This window comes from Paenibacillus sp. FSL P4-0184 (assembly GCF_038004625.1).
Classification (GTDB): domain Bacteria; phylum Bacillota; class Bacilli; order Paenibacillales; family Paenibacillaceae; genus Paenibacillus_AQ.
The window spans coordinates 2,544,950-2,562,427 of sequence record NZ_JBBORN010000001.1; the positions used below are offsets into that span (position 1 = coordinate 2,544,950).

Here is a 17,478-nt window from a genome sequence, read left to right on the forward strand (position 1 = left end):
TCATTAACGTTTAATGACATAACACATAGGCTTATGTATAATGAGTGTGAAAGATTTGTATAATGTTTAGGATTGCTAATTTGGGCAGTTGCAATAAGGAAAGAGAGTGAGTTCTATCATGTATTCCATCAAACAGGTTGTTGAAATGCTGGATATTCCTTCTGTGACTCTCAGAGCTTGGGAGAACCGGTATCAGGCGGTTACCCCTGAACGAACCGAATCCGGGTACAGGCTGTATAGTCATGAGAATGTCGAGGATCTGCGCTGGCTGAAGGAACAGACCGAGCAGCAAGGGGTAAGCATATCGCATGCTGTTCGAATGCTGAAGGCTCGTAAAGAAAAACAACTGGATGATACGCTTTCAGTCGCAAGCGGAAATACTCAGGATGCTTTTGAGAAAATGAAAGAACAAATATACAATGCACTACATGACTTTCAGGGAGAGCGAGCTAATGCCTTAATTGATTTTGGTTTATCTCTTTATGGTTATGAAGCAATGTTCCATCAGGTACTTGTGCCAATCTTGATACAAGTAGGCGATGCCTGGGAAGCTGGCATAGCAACGGTAGCGCAAGAACATTACACCACGCATATGATCTCCAACCGGTTCTATCAAATATTCCACGTATTCCCCGTTTACTCCCATTTGCCGAAGGTGCTGGCTTTCTGCCCTGCAGGAGAGCATCATCAAGTCGGGCTGTTGTTATTCGCCTTGTTTTTGCGCAAAAACGGAATGGAGGTTATCTACTTAGGAGCTAACACGCCTGAGGAAGGGATCATCTCGATGCTGGAACAACAAAGCCGGGTAGGCTTGATTTGTCTGTCGATTACGGATAAAGATTTGATCCCCTTTAGTGAGGAGCTTATAGAGCGGCTAAGAAAGGTATGTCCAGGGGCTAAATTCCTCGTAGGTGGCAAGGGTTATGAAAGAGACCCTTCTTTATCTAAAGCGGATTATGTGATGACGGAACCTGCTGAACACTGGCAAGCGTGGTTTGATCATGTGTTTACAAGTATGAAGATTAAGTAATCCTTCTGATCAAGAAAATAGATATATAAATAGGAGTCTGTAATATCACTTTTGGGTGATATGGCAGGCTCTTTTTTTATTGAAAAAGGAGGGATCCTACAGAGTTATTTACATAGCTGTATAAACACTGTATGATATTTGTATAGTGTTTGTATGATTTTTGTATAACGTTTAATTGACATATAAAGCTGTGAAGGAGGGATCGTATGAGCAGAAGAAACACAGCTAGGGTTGCGGTGGTTGGAGGGGGTCCGGGAGGGCTTGCTGCTGCTATGCTCCTAGCTGCTGACGGCTATGATGTCGCAGTTTATGAGAAGCAGGAGGTTGTTGGAGGTCGTTCAGGTGAACTTCGTCTGGGTGATTACCGATTTGATCGTGGAGCTACATTTTTAATGATGCCGCATTTGCTGGAAGAGTTATTTGCCTCCGCTGGTCGATCCCTGAAAGATTATGTGAATTTGAAAGAGCTCGACCCGCTTTATTCGCTTCATTTTGGAGATACCGTATTTACCCCTTCTACGGATCAAGAGCGGACCGCTGAAGAGATAGAGAAGCTGTTCCCCGGAAACGGTAGTGGATATAAACGATTCATGGCTGAGGAACAGGATAAGTTGGACCGGGTGATTCCACTATTACAGCGGCCTTTTCAATCTATAGGAGACTATGTCAAAAAGGATGTTCTGCACGCGCTACCTAAGCTGCATGCAACCGACACTGTGTACAACAGACTTTCAAAGTATTTTGATGATGAACGCCTGAGGTTTGCTTTTGCGTTTCAGGCTAAGTATTTGGGGATGTCGCCTTGGGAATGCCCGGGTACCTTCACCATTCTTTCTTTTATGGAGCACCGATATGGACTGTATCATCCCATTGGTGGAATTAACCGTGTGCTAACGGCAATGGCAAAGATTATTTCGGAGTACAGTGGAATCGTACATACTTCTTGCGGAGTAAAGCGAGTCTTGGTACAGAATGGGCAGGCGTGCGGTTTATTGCTGGAGAATGGAGAGAAGGTGGAGGCCGATTATGTGGTGCTGGGAGCTGATTTTGGTTCGGCTATGACACAGTTATTTGAGCCTGGCATTCTTAAACGTTATTCACCGGATAAAATATCCCGTAAGAGGTACTCTTGTTCTACCGCGATGCTGTATTTGGGAGTCGACGGAGCCGTTGATTTAGCTCATCACTCCGTTCATTTCGCTGAAGATTATCGGCTTAATGTAGATGAGCTTACGCGGCTTGGCAAGCTTTCCGCGGACGCTTCGATATACGTTCATAATCCCTCGGTGTTAGATCCCACGTTGGCCCCAGCAGGCAAGTCATCTCTTTACGTGCTGATGCCAGTGCCCAACCTGACGGCTGATGTTAATTGGGAGCAGGAGGGTGAATGGGTCAAGCAAGATATGATGGAGCGTCTGCAGCGCATTCCAGGTCTAGAGAATTTGCCTCAGCGAATAGAGGAGAGTTTGTTCTTCTCACCACTGGATTGGCGGAACAAGCTGAATGTATACAACGGTGCAACTTTTAATTTGGCTCATAATCTCGGGCAGATGATGTATATGAGACCTCATAACACCTTTGAAGAGGTGAAGGGAATCTGGCTAGTCGGGGGAGGAACCCATCCCGGAAGTGGTCTTCCGACGATATTTGAATCGGCGAAAATTAGTGTGGCGCTGCTGAAGGAGCAAGACCGTGCAGCTAGATCTAAGGCCGTATCCGCAGGATTCGCCGGAACGGGAGCTTCATTATGAGCCGGATTGCTATTGTGGGCAGTGGCATAGGCGGTCTTACAGCAGCACTTCTGCTAAGCCAGCGTGGGCAGGAGGTTACGGTGTATGAACGTGCACCTCGGGTTGGCGGACGTGTGGCTTTTGAAGAGAATGGCCGTTACCGGATCGATCAAGGACCAACAATTGTACTTCTACCGGAGATGCTGCTGAGCATTCTGGAAGAGGGTGGCCTGCCTCCGGAGAGTCTGGAGCTGCTACGGTGCGATCCGCTCTACCGTGTTCATTTCAAGAGTGGACGTACCTTGACCAAAGTGAACGGAATAGAGGCACAGGCGGCTGAAATTGAGAAGTCTTTTCCCGGTGAAGGGCAAGGATTCATAAGATTCATGAAAGAGATGTCGGGTCTTTTTCCCTTAGGGAAAGCTTCTTTTCTGGAACGAGGCTTCAAGACTCGCAGAGCGTTTTTCAGCGTGAACAACTTGAGGCTAATGGTTCGTTTACGCGCCTATAAGAATCTTAGGGCCGCAATTGGGCAGTATTTTCGCAGTGATGAGTTGAAGGATGCCTTCTCACTACAGAGTCTATACATTGGTGGAGCACCTTTCCGCACTCCGGGTCTTTATACAATGCTTCCTTATGCAGAGCATGCCTTTGGAGTCTGGATGCTGAAGGGAGGATATGGGGAGCTGCCTCGAATCATTGCACGAGAGCTAGAAAGACGCGGAGTGTGCATGCACACAGGTACGGAAGTAGAGTCACTGCTTGTGGATGGTGGCAGATGCCACGGAGTAGTAGTTCATGGACAAGAGATAACTTACGATGCTGTGCTCTATAACGGTGATTTTCCACACTTGTCCGATCTTTTACCTGAAATTAAAGGGAGACAGTACCGTAAGGATTTCATGCCTTCATCAGGTTGTCTGCTCATCTATGTAGGAGTCTCCAAGCAATGGGAGGAGTCGCTGACACACCAGTTTTTTCTTCCTGATTCCTTGAATAAGAGCTTGCGTGATTTATTTGATCGCAAGAGCATCCCTGGTAAACCTTCCTATTATGTGTTCAATCCCGTGATGCTCGATGATACGGCGGCTCCTGAAGGAGAAAGTGTACTTTATTTTCTCATCCCAGTACCTGCCGGTGAAGAGATAGATTGGAATACGGCTGCAGAGCCCTTGGCTTCACAAGTCCTGGAAGACGCCGAAGAGCGAGGTTTTCCTGGGCTTGGTGCTCATACAGTTTGGCGAAAAATTCGTACACCGGCTGATGCTGCCAAGGAAGGTTTGTTCGGCGGTGGAAGCTTTGGGATCGCACCCGTGCTGACACAATCCGGTGTGTTTCGACCTCAGTCTAAGCCCTACAATATTGAAGGTTTATATGCTGCTGGTGCATCTGTGCATCCTGGCGGCGGCGTTCCTATTGTTATGCAGGGCGCTAAATTGGCAGTTCATGAACTGATGAAGGAGATGAACAATACATGAATGAACAAGTATTACAGAAATGTGAGGAAATGATCAGAAAGGGTTCTTCTTCGTTTTACAGGGCATTTGATGGCTTGCCTAGTCCACGACGGGAGGCGGTGCATGTAATCTATGCCTTTTGCCGCCTAATAGACGACAGTGTAGATGAGCCGGAACAATCACTTTATACAATTCATGAGCTCCGATATCATTTCCGAAACTTAGAGGAAGCAAAGGGGCATTTCATCTGGCCTGCACTACGTTGGTTGCTGCATCATTTTCCTCATTTGGATAAACAGCCGTTTCTGTTACAAATGGAAGGTCAGGTAAGAGATCTCTCCTTCACTCATTATGAGACGCTGGAAGAGCTTCTATCTTATTGTTATCTCGTAGCAGGTACTGTAGGAGAGATGCTGCTACCTGTATTGAGAGACGACGGAGGCGATGAAGCACAGGAAGCAGGGATCGCTCTTGGTATTGGTATGCAGATCGTAAATATTATCCGTGATGTGGGTGAAGATCTAGAGCGCGGAAGAAGGTATATTCCTTTGGAAATCATGAGAAAGAACGGGTACAGCCAGCAAGAGCTGGAACACGGAGTGGTTAATGAGTGTTTTGTAGCTGTATTGCAGGATCTTAGAAGAGAGGCATTGCTGTGGTTTGAGAAGGGTCTGAACAATGTGGATACTTATCCCCCGGAGAGTGGAATGGCAGTAGAATTGGCCGCCGCCTTTTATGCAGGTATTCTCGATGATGTAGCCGCAGGCAATTACGATGTATTTCGCAGGCGTGCCTATGTCAGTGATGAGGCTAAGCTTCGGATGTTCCATCGTACCGCTATGCGTTATGCGCCAAATTTAGGAGGCAAGGGCAGAACGGCGGTGTACTAAATGATCCGAATAGTATTCTGGGTATGGTACTTTATTGGAGCGCTGTTGTTAATATGGCTTGGCATTCCTGAAAGTTTACAATTTTCTAATGGTTTATTTCTTATTTTTTATGCAGCCTATGCTGCAGATTTAATTTACAAGGGGTCGAAGCAGCAATTAATGTCTGACCAGTCAGTCATTAAACAATGCAAGCCTGTTATTTGGGTGTCGGCTATTCTTATCTGGACCTTAGGCATGTCCGTTGAGTGGATTGGTGTTCATTCTGGTAAGTTATTTGGTACTTATAATTACTCTGATATTTTAGGTCCGCTACTGTATGGGGTGCCTATTACTTTAGGCTTTGCTTGGATTGCTGTAATATACAATGCTGCTTTGATTAGTTACGATTTCGGACTAAGGGGACCACGATTATGGCTGGCAAAAGCACTTCAGATTGGGTTTTGGACTGTACTGCTGGATCTCGTATTGGACCCTGTTGCTCATGCTAGAGGCTTCTGGCATTGGGGTAGCAATGGAGGATTCTATGGTGTGCCTTGGAGTAATTTCGCCGGATGGTTCATCGTAGGGATGATCTTATCCTTAACGCTACGTAACGTTAAGAGTACTAGTTTGTCTGTTCGTAGCGGGACCCGGTTATATCAAGCGATATTAATTTTATTTGGAACCATTGGTCTGCGTGAAGGCTTGCTGCTCTGTGGAGTTATTGCTGTACTAGGCGCGTTACTTGCTGAAGGGAGCTTGCGTTATGTTGGAAGCCGTCAAACACAAAGGCTTTGATAAGCTGTTCTATCAATACAATCGGCTTTATTTGATTCAGAGACATTTCCGTTATGTTGGGGTCGCTGGAGAATTGCAGCCACAATCTACGGGAGATAGACCCATTCTATATATTATGAATCATAGTTCTTGGTGGGATGGATTACTGGCTTACCATGCAGCGAGAACTATGACTAGTGGAGAGCACTTTTTCATGATGGAGGAAGAGCAGCTGCGAAAGTACGCTTTCTTTCGCAAGCTCGGCGCCTATTCGATTAATCGGCATAACACCGGGGATATTAGTGCTTCGCTCCGTTATACCGCAAGGTTACTACATGAACGAGGGAACATATGGATATGCCCTGAAGGGGAAATTCAGCCGCTGGAGCACCGTCCATTAAACTTGCAGGGAGGGGTAGGGTTAGTACTTCGATTATGTCCAGAAGCAGTTGTTGTACCTGTAACGCTGTATCATGGTTTGTTCCGACATTCCAAACCGGAGGCGACGTTGTTGGCGGGCAATGCTATATCTCATCCATGGCGTGCTATGGATCGTAACAGTATCGTAAAGGAGCTGCAGACTGTGCTTAGAGAGCAATTGGATCATCACCGTCTGATGATGGTTAATAACGGGGGTTATATTCCGGGGGGCTTTACTCCACTCATGAAGCAGGGCAGATCTATTAATGAATGGTTTGATGCTGTGCGACTATGGGGGGAATGATGATTCTTTTTCTGCAGATCATTAGTGGGTGCCTCCTCCTTCAATATTTATTTGCACTGTGGAATACAGCCCAGCTACCGAAGCTTGGGATATCGAAGTCGATACATACCACTAAGGTTAGTGGGAGTTCTTCTACGGAAGAATGTAATCGACGTGTGTCTGTACTGATACCGGCTCGTGACGAGGCAGACAATATTGGGGATTGTCTTGCTTCCGTGTTGGCCTGTACAAGTACAGGGTGGGATTTGGAGGTTATTGTTCTAGATGACCGATCTAGTGACGAAACAGGCAGGATTGCCAGAGCTACAGGAGATGAGCGTGTTAAGGTTGTGGACGGAAGAGAATTGCCAGATGGCTGGTTAGGCAAGTCTAATGCTTGCAATCAGCTAGTGGAGGCAGCTTCTGGAGAGTGGTTGCTGTTTCTTGATGCAGATATTCGGCTGAAGCCTGAAGCGTTGGAGAACGCTCTTGGCATGGCTGAAGCACAAGAAGAAGGTCTCATCACAGGATTTGCTTATCAGCATACTGGGACTTGGTTGGAAAAGCTTGTGGTACCTTTAATGACCTTTACGATCATTTGTCATTTGCCGATCCCTCTTGTTCGTGCTTCCCGTGATCCACGATTCGTAGCAGCACATGGAGGATTTATGCTGGTTCATAGGAATAGTTATATGCGCTGTGGTGGTCATGCGGCGATTCGAACGGATCTTGTAGATGATATGGCCTTAGCCCGTGGAATCAAGAAGGCTGGTGACCAAGTAACACTTGCTGATATTACGGAATATGCGGAAATGAGAATGTATCATAATGCCAGCGAGGTATGGAATGGCTACCGCAAAAATATTTATGCTGGATTAGGTCGCAGCCCTGTTATTTTATTGGGAATGTTAAGTTTGTATACGTTGCTATACGTGTTTCCTTTAGCTGCGTTTTTTTTCTTTAGTGCGACAGGTCAGGCTACTGAGGCTGCATGGGCTTTGTCGTCTAGTCTATTAGGCATTGCTATTAAGCGGATTAGTGATGCCTCTGCCAGACAATCTGTATGGTTATGCTTGCTGATTTCTGGGAGTATTGTCTGTTTGTTAGCCATTGCGATTAGTTCTTGGTGGGGCAGTCGTCCTGGTCAAGGCTATGAATGGAAAGGAAGGCGTTACCTATGAAACCAAAGGCAGTAATCATCGGTGCAGGTTTCGGTGGACTGTCCTGTGCTGTAACCTTAGCCTCGAAAGGCTGGGAGGTGACGGTGCTCGAACGCCAACAGAATCCTGGTGGCAAGCTGCAACGGATCGAAATCGATGGCTATACCTTTGACAGGGGCCCGAGCACGATAACAATGCCTCATGTATTTCGCTCACTGTATGAGCTTGCGGGTGCTTCCATGGAGGATTATGTCCAAATATATGAGCTGGAGCCGCGTACACGTAATATTTTTGCGGATGGAACTGTAGTGGATTTCTCTCGCGATCAAGTGTTTATGAAGGCTCAGATTGCCAAATACAGTTCAAGTGATGCGCTCCGGTATGATGATTTTATGGCTGAAGCTGCTATGCTTTATCAACTCAGTGAGAAGCAGTTCTTAAATAGATTGCTGTTGTCCTGGCGAGATAAGCTGTCTCTTCCTCTACTACGGGATCTGCTGCGAGTCAGGCCTTTTTTAAGTTTGCATTCACTCCTATTGAGATACTTTAGCCATCCTCACACCTTAGCGATGTTAGGTCGCTACGCTACCTACGTCGGATCTTCCCCGTTTCGTTCACCAGCTATTTTCGCCATGCTTGGATATGTGGAAAGTGTAGAAGGAGTTTATGGTGTGCGGGGCGGAACTTATAAGCTGGTCGAAGGTCTTTCAGAACTGGCACAAGGCTTAGGGGTTCGCATCATGACAGGGGTTGAAGTTACGAATATTTCCGTGGTAAATGGAGTAGTCGAAGGTGTGGATACAACACGAGGCTTTTACAAGGCGAAGACGGTTATTGCAGGGGGAGATGTGCTCACTGTTAACCGTATGCTTGTGCAGGAGAATAGCCGTCCTTCTATGAGTGATCGCAAAATCGCTGCTTATGAGCCCTCTTTATCAGGGTTTGTAACACTCGCAGGTGTTCCTCGTAAATATGATGCTCTATTACATCACACGGTGTTTTTCCCTGAGCAGTATGAGTCAGAGTTTAGAGATATTTTTGAACGCAAACGTCCTCCTGAGCATCCGACCGTTTATGTGTGCCACTCTGGATACTCTGAGTCAGGCATGGCCCCTGAAGGAAGCAGTAATCTGTTTGTTTTGGCTAATGCACCTTATATAAATGAGGCCTGTGATTGGCGGACAGAGACTGCTTCCTATGGTAAAAGAGTACTTTCGGTGCTTGCGGGCCATGGAATTACAGGTTTAGATCAGAGTGATGTGCTCCAACATTATACACCTCAAAATATCGCAGATGACACACTGGCTCACAAGGGTGCGATCTATGGGATTTCCTCGAACTCGGTAGGGCAGACCTTCTTCAGACCAGGCAACCGTTCAAGCGATGTTAAAGGACTCTGGTATGTAGGTGGAACTACACATCCCGGCGGTGGCACACCGATCGTCTCGTTATCGGGAAGGTTAGTCGGTGAACATATTGCTAGCCACGCGTAGAAGGTGATTTGTAGAATAATAGAGATGCGAATTGTAATCGCTAACCTCATATTGTAAATTCATCTGGAGGGATATGTTATAATAAGTACAGTTTAGGAATAGGAGGAACGGAGCATGAATCATACGCCAGAAGAGGCCGTACCATATGATGCGAATAGGCAGTCTGGCGCGGATCATGGCAATGGCCTACCAATTGTAGAGGTTTCGGACAAGAATTCTTTATTGCCTGCATCAAGGACAGGTGAACGCAAAATAGAGCATGTACGCCTTTGTCTAAATGAAGAAGTTGGTGGCGTTGGTGTGACTACGGGGTTTGAACATTACCGATTTCGGCATAATGCTCTTCCAGAGCTGAATTTCGATGATATATCATTGCAGACTACGTTCCTGGAACGTGAACTTCGTACACCACTGCTGATCAGCTCGATGACAGGCGGCAGTGCAGCTACAGGAGCCATCAATGCACGACTAGCAGAGGCAGCGCAGCGTCGTGGATGGGCGCTGGGGGTTGGTTCTGTGCGAGCGGCGGTGGAGCGCTCTGAGCTAACCGAAACCTTTTATGTACGGGACAAGGCACCTGATATACCGGTTATCGCTAATATTGGCGCCGTACAGCTGTCCTATGGTTTCGGGATTGAGGAGTGTCGCCGGGCTGTGGATATTGCTGGTGCGGATTTTCTTGTACTGCATCTCAATGGTCTTCAAGAGGTCTTCCAACCGGAAGGGAATACTGGCTTTGCTTCCTTACTATCGCAGATAGCAATAGTATGCCGTGAACTTGAGGTTCCAGTAGGTGTAAAAGAAGTCGGCTGGGGCATTGACGGTGATACAGCAGCACATCTTTATAATGCAGGGGTAGCTTTTGTTGATGTAGCGGGTGCAGGTGGAACATCCTGGAGTCAAGTCGAGAAGTTTCGGAGTAGAGACCCTATACGGCGCGCAGCGGCTGAAGCTTTCGCAGACTGGGGTACTCCAACCGCAGATTGCATTGCAGAGGTACGTGCTGTCTCCCCGAAGGGGGCATTGATTGGCAGCGGCGGCTTGAAGCATGGTGTGGATGCGGCGAAGGCATTGGCCCTCGGTGCTGATTTAGCAGGCTTTGGACGCAATCTTTTAGGACCGGCAGTAGATTCTGAAGAGGCGCTAGATGCTGCACTGGCTCAGGTAGAGCTGGAGCTTAAGATAGCAATGTTCGGCATCGGAGCTCCCGATTTAGCAACTTTACGTGGGACTTCCCGTTTAATACGTAAATAAAAGTATTGGTAAATATAGAAGTGAGGAAGTGAAAAAAGATGATGATTAAATTGGTTCATATGGATGAGTCTGCTTTTCAATTTTTCTTAGGGCAAGCTACTCGTGATTACGCTGAAGATAAGATTAAAGCCGGCGCTTGGGACCCTGAAATCGCGATGAAGCTGTCTGAGGAAGCTATAACACAGTCCCTGCCCAAAGGATTGAACACAGATGGCGCTTATCTATACTCTATAGTAGAGATAAGTAGTGATAGCCAGGTGGGATATATCTGGTTTAATGTAAGTGAAGGTCGCAGTGGTCGAGAGGCTTTCATTTATGATTTCTACATTTTTGAACCGTATCAGAGTAAAGGCTATGGCAAGCAGGCTATGATCGCACTTGATGAAGAAGCCCGTGAGATGAACGTCACCAAAATCGGGTTACATGTCTTCGGTCAGAACAATCGTGCATTTGAGCTGTATAAAAAAATGGGATATACCGTAACCGACATTACGATGTTTAAAGATTTGTAATACTTAACGTGGAGACCTCGAAGGAGGTCTTTTTTGTGTTGTTCTAAGAAAACTAATGTAAATAATTGTGATAAATATATTTGAATTAGGAGGAATAGAAAAATATGATTATTAAATAAATTCTTGAAAATGGATTCAGTTATATGGAATATTGGAAGGGGGATTAAGGTGAGACCAAGGTTTGTATTACCAGCGGCTTTATCTGTAGCTGCAATACTGTTACTGGTTAGTTGCAACCGTGGGGATTTGCCAGGGAAAAAGCAATCTGCGTCGGGGCAAGTTCAGGCAAGTCCGGTTGCGCCGGTAGCCTCTTCAAAGGTAGCGGAAGAACAGCTAGAAGCGGCGTTGTCTCCATTGACAGTGGAACAAAGATTAGAGGATTTTGATTATATGTGGAAGATCATTGAGGAGAACTACCCTTTCCTAGAGGTAAATAAGCGTCTAAATGGAGAGGATTGGCTTGCGAACAAAGAGGAGTACCGTAATGAAATTGCAGCAGTGAAGACAGATGATGAGTTTTTTAGACGAATGAAATTCGTACTTAGCAGGTTAAATAATGGGCATACCAATTTTTTATCTAAGGAAGAATATCCATGGTTTCTAAACGCCTATGTTCAGGCAGGTTTTGGTTATGAGCCTTGGATCAACGTGTTTCAACAGCCAAATGTGTTGGCTCGTTACAACCAGAAACCTTTAGCGGAGCAGCAAAGCTCTAATGGCATCGTTAACGATATGAATAGTGGTGAGGCAGGGAGTCAGACAGGAAAGACTTCCGGGAATGTAAAAAAGGTTATTATAGAGCCAGAGCAAATAGCGTATCTAGGCATGCGAAGCTTTGCCGGAAGTCTCATGGAGATGGATAGTTCGGAGATTCGTGATTTTTTAATAGAAGTTAAAGATTATAAGACACTAATTCTAGATATCCGCGGAAATGGCGGAGGAAACAGCAATTACTGGAGAGCTCATATTGCTCCTCTGCTGATTAATAAACCTATCGAATACAATACATACTTACTTTATACAAGAGGCAACTATGCTGAGACCTTTATGCAGGCACGTCAGATCACAAGGGGGCAGCAGCCTATTACCAGCATCAAAGACGAACAGTTGCCTAATTTACCATCGGAAGCATTAAAAATGTTCAAGACATATAGTAAAAATACAGATGTAGTAATCCCTCAAGAATCCGTTGGTTTTAAAGGAAAGATCTATTTGCTGGTAGATAGCTCTGTGTATTCATCAGCGGAAGGTCTTGCAGCCTTTTCAAAAGGTACCGGGTTTGCGACGGTTGTTGGTGGCAGAACAGGTGGGGATGGACTAGGGATGGATCCGCTTGTCGTTGCATTGCCTAATAGCGGTTATGTATTCAGATTTTCCTTTGAGATGGGACTTAACTCTGATGGAAGCTGCAACGAGGAAGTGAAGACAGTCCCTGATGTGGAGGTTGATCCAGATACTTCTAAGCCCCTATTGGATCAGCCGGCGGTGCAGAAAGTATTGGAACTTGCCAAATCCCATTGAAATGTGCGCGCTTGGATAAGGGTGGATTGACACATCTGTAAGACATCCGATGTTGCTGGAGAATATGTTCTAATATATAATGGTTTAGATCGTATTACTTATTCGGATGATCAATTTAGCTGAAAATAGGAGTTGTCATATAAATGGCTTTGAAAGCGGGAATCGTCGGTCTTCCTAACGTAGGAAAATCCACATTGTTTAATGCAATAACGCAAGCGGGAGCAGAATCCGCAAACTACCCTTTTTGCACGATTGACCCTAACGTTGGTGTCGTTGAAGTTCCGGACGAACGTCTTGATAAACTGACTGAGCTGGTACAACCTAACAAGACTGTACCTACTGCTTTTGAATTTGTTGATATCGCTGGTCTTGTGCGCGGTGCGAGTAAAGGTGAGGGACTAGGCAACAAGTTCCTAGCTCATATTCGCGAAGTAGACGCTATCGTTCATGTCGTTCGTTGTTTTGAAGATGAGAACGTTACCCACGTGGATGGAAAAGTAAATCCGATCAGCGACATTCAGACCATTAATTTGGAACTGATTCTTGCTGACATTGAGAGCATTGAGAAGCGGATTGAGCGTTCCCGTAAGAACATCAAAGGCGGCGACAAGAAATACGCTCAAGAGGTTGAACTGCTTGAACGCGTCAAAGAAGTGCTCTACGAAGATAAACCTGCACGTAGTATAGAATTGTCCGATGACGAGAAGGTTATTATCCGTGATCTTCATTTGTTAACATTGAAGCCTGTGCTGTATGCAGCGAATGTAAGTGAAGAAGAAGTAGCAAGTGCTGAGAATAATCCTTATGTGCAGCAAGTGCGTGAATTTGCAGCAACTGAAGGTGCTGAAGTTGTTCCGATCAGTGCTAAAGTAGAAGCTGAAATTGCCGAGCTTGAGGGCGAAGATAAAGCGATGTTCCTAGAAGAACTTGGGCTAGAAGAATCTGGCCTGAACCGTTTGATCAAAGCGGCTTACAAACTTCTAGGCTTGTATACGTATTTCACGGCAGGTGTTCAGGAAGTTCGTGCGTGGACCATTCGTAAGGGAACTAAAGCACCCGGCGCTGCTGGTGTAATTCACACAGATTTTGAACGTGGATTTATCCGTGCTGAGGTAGTGGCTTATGCAGATCTTTTGGCAGCAGGCTCAATGAATGGTGCCAAAGAACGTGGTCAACTGCGTCTAGAAGGTAAAGAGTATTTGGTGCAGGACGGCGACGTTATGCATTTCCGTTTCAACGTTTAAGAGGACTGAAGCATACTAATGATAAGAGGGTCATCTCAGTCGGTAGAGGGTATCTACTGCTGGGATGATCCTTTTTTAAAATATAAGACATTTATTAAGGGATTTACGCGTACAGAACTGTAGCCATTTCACAATATCTTTGGTATAATATAAAGTCGTATATCTAATTTTATGACATATGTTTTAATCGCTTTATTTGCGAATTTGAAATTGAACTAGGAGAGGTGAATTCCCTTGTTGGACCGATTGCAATCCCTGGCGGACCGCTATGAGAAGCTCAGTGAACTGCTTTGTGATCCGGATGTTGCAAACGACAGTAAGAAACTGAGGGATTATTCCAAAGAACAATCAGACCTACAGCCTGCATTTGAGGCGTATACTGAATATAAGAATGTAATGGAAGAGCTTGAAGCTGCTAAGCAGATGCAAGGCGAAAAGCTTGATGATGAGATGAAGGAAATGGTCAAGATGGAAATTGACGAACTTTCCAAACGTCAGGTAGAGCTGGAAGAGCAAATCCGTGTATTGCTACTGCCTAAAGACCCGAATGATGATAAGAACGTAATCGTCGAAATTCGTGGTGCAGCGGGTGGAGATGAAGCTGCATTGTTTGCTTCCGACCTTTATCGGATGTACACCCGGTTTGCAGATTCACAAGGCTGGCGCGTGGAGCTAATGGATGTCAACGCGAGCGATCTTGGTGGATTTAAAGAGGTAATCTTCCTTATTAACGGCCGCGGTGCATACAGTAAGCTGAAATACGAAAGTGGTGCGCATCGCGTGCAACGTATCCCAGCGACTGAATCCGGTGGACGTATTCATACCTCTACTTCTACAGTATCGGTGATGCCGGAAGCTGAAGCATTTGAGATTGAAATCCATGATAAAGATATTCGTGTGGATACCTTCTGTTCAAGTGGTGCAGGCGGACAGTCTGTAAATACGACCAAGTCTGCAGTACGTGTAACCCATGTACCTACGGGCATCGTTGCTACCTGTCAGGACGGTAAGTCACAGAACTCCAATAAGGAAAAGGCGCTTCAAGTGCTTCGTGCCCGTATCTCCGATATGAAGCGGCAGGAAGAAGAAGCGAAGTATGCTGGTGAACGGAAGAGCAAAGTAGGTACGGGTGATCGTAGTGAGCGTATCCGGACGTATAACTTCCCGCAGAGCCGGGTTACAGATCATCGCATTGGCTTGACACTGCACCGTTTGGAGCAGGTTATGAACGGAGAAATCACTGAAATTATTTCGGCTCTTTCAATTGCTGAACAAGCTGATTTGATGGATAGTATGGACAATGGATAATAATGCTTTGAACGATGGCGTATTTGTCATGTCGGAAGTGAAAAGCATCCGGGAAGCCTTTGCGGAGGCTTCTTCTTTTTTGAGCCAGAGCGGTTGTAATGAGCCGCAGCGCAGTGCGCAATTATTGCTTGAGCATGTGCTTGGCTTGTCCGGGGCAGCGTATTATATGGCGCTGGCGGATTCTTTTCCAGCTGCGGTCAAGGAAAAGTGGGAGGCGGGAGTTACCCGCCGGAGTAAGGGTGAGCCGGTGCAATATATCATCGGCGAGCAAGAGTTCTACGGGCGTTCTTTTGAAGTGACGCCTGATGTGCTTATTCCACGGCCGGAGACGGAGCTGCTCGTCGAGGCGATTTTACGGTACGGCGCGGAGCTTTGGCCGGACGGCACGGTTGCGCCGAGTGAAGCGGCGCAGGAAGAAGGCGCTGCTTCGTTAGCAGCAGCGCAAGATCGTGCCGGCGGCGCGGAAAGCGGACGCGCCGTACGGCCGCTGACCGCCGTCGATATCGGCGCCGGCAGCGGAGCGATTTCCGTCACGCTGGCGGCGGAAGCGCCGGCGTGGCGGGTCTGCGCCGGCGATATTTCGCCGGCGGCCCTAGCTGTGGCGAAGCGCAATGCGATGCGCTCCGGCACAGCCGTGGACTTTCGGCTCGGCGATCTGCTCGAGCCGTTCGCGGGGATGGAGACGGATATTCTCGTCTCCAACCCGCCGTACATTCCCGGCGAGGATATCGCCGGGCTGCAGCGTGAGGTGCGCGACCATGAGCCGCGCACTGCGCTGGATGGCGGAGCGGACGGGCTGGACCCGTACCGCCGCATGATGGAGCAGCTGGCGCTGCTCCCGGCACCGCCGCGCCTGATCGGCTTCGAACTCGGCTTCGGACAAGCCGAGCAAGTGGCCTCGCTACTTGAAGCGGCGGGCCATTGGAAAGAGATCATCACCATTAATGATCTGGCTGGAATTCCACGTCATGTGCTAGGTATAGCACAATAATACTGCATGCTGTGCAGGGGACTCCTGTTGATCGGGGAGTAAAATTGTATTTTCAACCCGACTTCCTTTACAATAGAATTTAACCGGACTTCTTAGTGAAACATAAAAGAAAGCCCAGATTTAGAGTAGGGAGGCAGAACGTGCTTCAGAAGATTAAAAAAATTGATGGTGCTATCGTAGTCGTTCTGTTATTGCTCATGACTGTCAGCATCTTCGCCATATATAGTGTGACTCATGGAAGAGAAAAGCTGGACGGACATCATATCCGTATGATGATGTATTATGCAATTGGCTTTATTGCTTTTATTGGAATGACCTTTTTAGATTACAGAATTTTAGTGAAATACGCGCTATATATTTATTTGTTTGGGATAGGTATCCTGGTCCTCGTCAGCTTTTTGGGCGAGACCAAGAATAATGCCCAAGGCTGGTTGTCCCTCCCTGGAGGACTGAGCCTTCAGCCTGCCGAGCTATTCAAGCTAATATTGATTCTATTTCTGGCAGCGATGCTTGTTCGTAAGAATAAGAGTAAACTCTTGTTTTGGCGGGATGTTGTGCCGCTCGGCCTCTTAACCTTATTTCCGTTTCTTATTGTCCTTACACAGAATGATCTTGGGAATGCCTTGTCTTACATTGTGATTCTTGCAGGTCTGTTGTGGATTGGAAATATTAAGTACACTCACGCATTAATCGCGCTGGTGATTGTAGCAAGCTCCGCGATTGCCGGAATTATGAGTTATATCCATTATCATGACGAAATTAAAACGTTTCTTAACGATATTGGCCGGTCGCACTGGATTGAACGTTTCGACCCATGGCTTGTTCCGGATAAAGCGACAGCGAAAGCTCTTTATCATACCAAAAACGCCAAGCTTGCGATTGCCTCAGGTGGGATGAGTGGAGAAGGCTATATGAACGGTAGCTCTGTTCAGACGGATCGGGTGCCTTATACGTATTCAGACTCTATCTTTGTGCAGATTGCCGAGGAATTTGGCTTTGTAGGTTCTGCATTTGTGCTGCTACTGTATTTTATCCTGATTCACCGAATGATTCTGATTGCGCTGGAAGCCAGAGATCGAGCAGGTCCATTTCTGATCGTCGGCATTGTCGCGATGATGCTGTATCAGATTTTTGAGAATATTGGTGCGTTTATTGGTCTGATGCCTTTGACAGGTATCACATTGCCATTCATCAGCTTCGGAGGTACCTCCCTGCTTATTAACATGGCCAGCATTGGGCTGGTAATGAGCGTGCGTCTGCATGGTCGAGATGTAGAGGAAGATTTGCCTAAGCCTACTCCTTATGCAGCCGCCAAACAGGTTTAATCACTAAATCAAAAGATAACCGTCAGAAACTCATCTTTTAAGGATGGGAACTGGCGGTTTTTTATTATGGGAAGTGAATCTCTGATATCGGGTGTATTACATAA

The 17,478-nt window shown here is 46.5% G+C and carries 15 protein-coding genes; all 15 read left to right on the forward strand.

Annotation, left to right across the window (positions count from 1 at the left end):
- The first annotated feature begins 118 nt into the window (after positions 1 to 118).
- Entirely contained in the window at positions 119 to 1,030 is a 912-nt protein-coding gene (locus MKY52_RS10970) for a MerR family transcriptional regulator (protein ID WP_341051361.1), read from the forward strand.
- A gap of 206 nt (positions 1,031 to 1,236) precedes the next feature.
- Positions 1,237 to 2,781, forward strand: a complete 1,545-nt coding sequence (locus MKY52_RS10975) for a phytoene desaturase family protein (protein ID WP_341051362.1) — start codon at positions 1,237 to 1,239, stop codon at positions 2,779 to 2,781.
- Entirely contained in the window at positions 2,778 to 4,238 is a 1,461-nt protein-coding gene (locus tag MKY52_RS10980; RefSeq protein WP_341051364.1) for a phytoene desaturase family protein, read from the forward strand. Before MKY52_RS10975 ends, MKY52_RS10980 begins: the two co-directional genes overlap by 4 nt.
- A complete protein-coding gene (locus MKY52_RS10985) occupies positions 4,235 to 5,107 on the forward strand; it encodes a phytoene/squalene synthase family protein (protein WP_341051365.1) in 873 nt (290 codons plus the stop codon). Before MKY52_RS10980 ends, MKY52_RS10985 begins: the two co-directional genes overlap by 4 nt.
- Complete coding sequence (locus MKY52_RS10990; protein ID WP_341051367.1) at positions 5,108 to 5,884, forward strand: carotenoid biosynthesis protein; 777 nt, start codon at positions 5,108 to 5,110, stop codon at positions 5,882 to 5,884.
- The gene (locus MKY52_RS10995; protein ID WP_341051369.1) at positions 5,853 to 6,587 is read left to right on the forward strand and encodes a lysophospholipid acyltransferase family protein; all 735 of its coding nucleotides are present in this window, start codon (positions 5,853 to 5,855) and stop codon (positions 6,585 to 6,587) included. The genes MKY52_RS10990 and MKY52_RS10995 overlap by 32 nt, the downstream gene beginning before the upstream one ends.
- Positions 6,584 to 7,747 (forward strand): glycosyltransferase, encoded by a 1,164-nt coding sequence (locus tag MKY52_RS11000; protein WP_341051371.1) that lies wholly within the window; start codon positions 6,584 to 6,586, stop codon positions 7,745 to 7,747. Before MKY52_RS10995 ends, MKY52_RS11000 begins: the two co-directional genes overlap by 4 nt.
- Positions 7,744 to 9,219 (forward strand): phytoene desaturase family protein, encoded by a 1,476-nt coding sequence (locus MKY52_RS11005; protein WP_341051372.1) that lies wholly within the window; start codon positions 7,744 to 7,746, stop codon positions 9,217 to 9,219. Before MKY52_RS11000 ends, MKY52_RS11005 begins: the two co-directional genes overlap by 4 nt.
- A 114-nt stretch (positions 9,220 to 9,333) precedes the next feature.
- Positions 9,334 to 10,473 (forward strand): type 2 isopentenyl-diphosphate Delta-isomerase, encoded by a 1,140-nt coding sequence (fni, locus tag MKY52_RS11010; protein WP_341051374.1) that lies wholly within the window; start codon positions 9,334 to 9,336, stop codon positions 10,471 to 10,473.
- Between the two features lie 38 nt (positions 10,474 to 10,511).
- Complete coding sequence (locus MKY52_RS11015) at positions 10,512 to 10,985, forward strand: GNAT family N-acetyltransferase (RefSeq protein WP_341051376.1); 474 nt, start codon at positions 10,512 to 10,514, stop codon at positions 10,983 to 10,985.
- A 168-nt stretch (positions 10,986 to 11,153) separates the two neighbouring features.
- Entirely contained in the window at positions 11,154 to 12,506 is a 1,353-nt protein-coding gene (locus tag MKY52_RS11020; RefSeq protein WP_341051378.1) for a S41 family peptidase, read from the forward strand.
- A 143-nt stretch (positions 12,507 to 12,649) separates the two neighbouring features.
- Positions 12,650 to 13,750, forward strand: a complete 1,101-nt coding sequence (ychF, locus tag MKY52_RS11025; RefSeq protein WP_060625988.1) for a redox-regulated ATPase YchF — start codon at positions 12,650 to 12,652, stop codon at positions 13,748 to 13,750.
- A gap of 234 nt (positions 13,751 to 13,984) precedes the next feature.
- Positions 13,985 to 15,058 carry a peptide chain release factor 1 gene (gene prfA / locus MKY52_RS11030; RefSeq protein ID WP_341051379.1) on the forward strand — a complete coding sequence of 358 codons (1,074 nt, stop codon included), beginning with the start codon at positions 13,985 to 13,987 and terminating at the stop codon, positions 15,056 to 15,058.
- Positions 15,051 to 16,049: a peptide chain release factor N(5)-glutamine methyltransferase gene (gene prmC / locus MKY52_RS11035; RefSeq protein WP_341051380.1), complete on the forward strand. Its 999-nt coding sequence runs from the start codon at positions 15,051 to 15,053 to the stop codon at positions 16,047 to 16,049. Before prfA ends, prmC begins: the two co-directional genes overlap by 8 nt.
- A gap of 140 nt (positions 16,050 to 16,189) precedes the next feature.
- Positions 16,190 to 17,374 carry an FtsW/RodA/SpoVE family cell cycle protein gene (locus MKY52_RS11040; RefSeq protein WP_076285646.1) on the forward strand — a complete coding sequence of 395 codons (1,185 nt, stop codon included), beginning with the start codon at positions 16,190 to 16,192 and terminating at the stop codon, positions 17,372 to 17,374.
- The last annotated feature ends 104 nt before the right edge of the window (positions 17,375 to 17,478 follow it).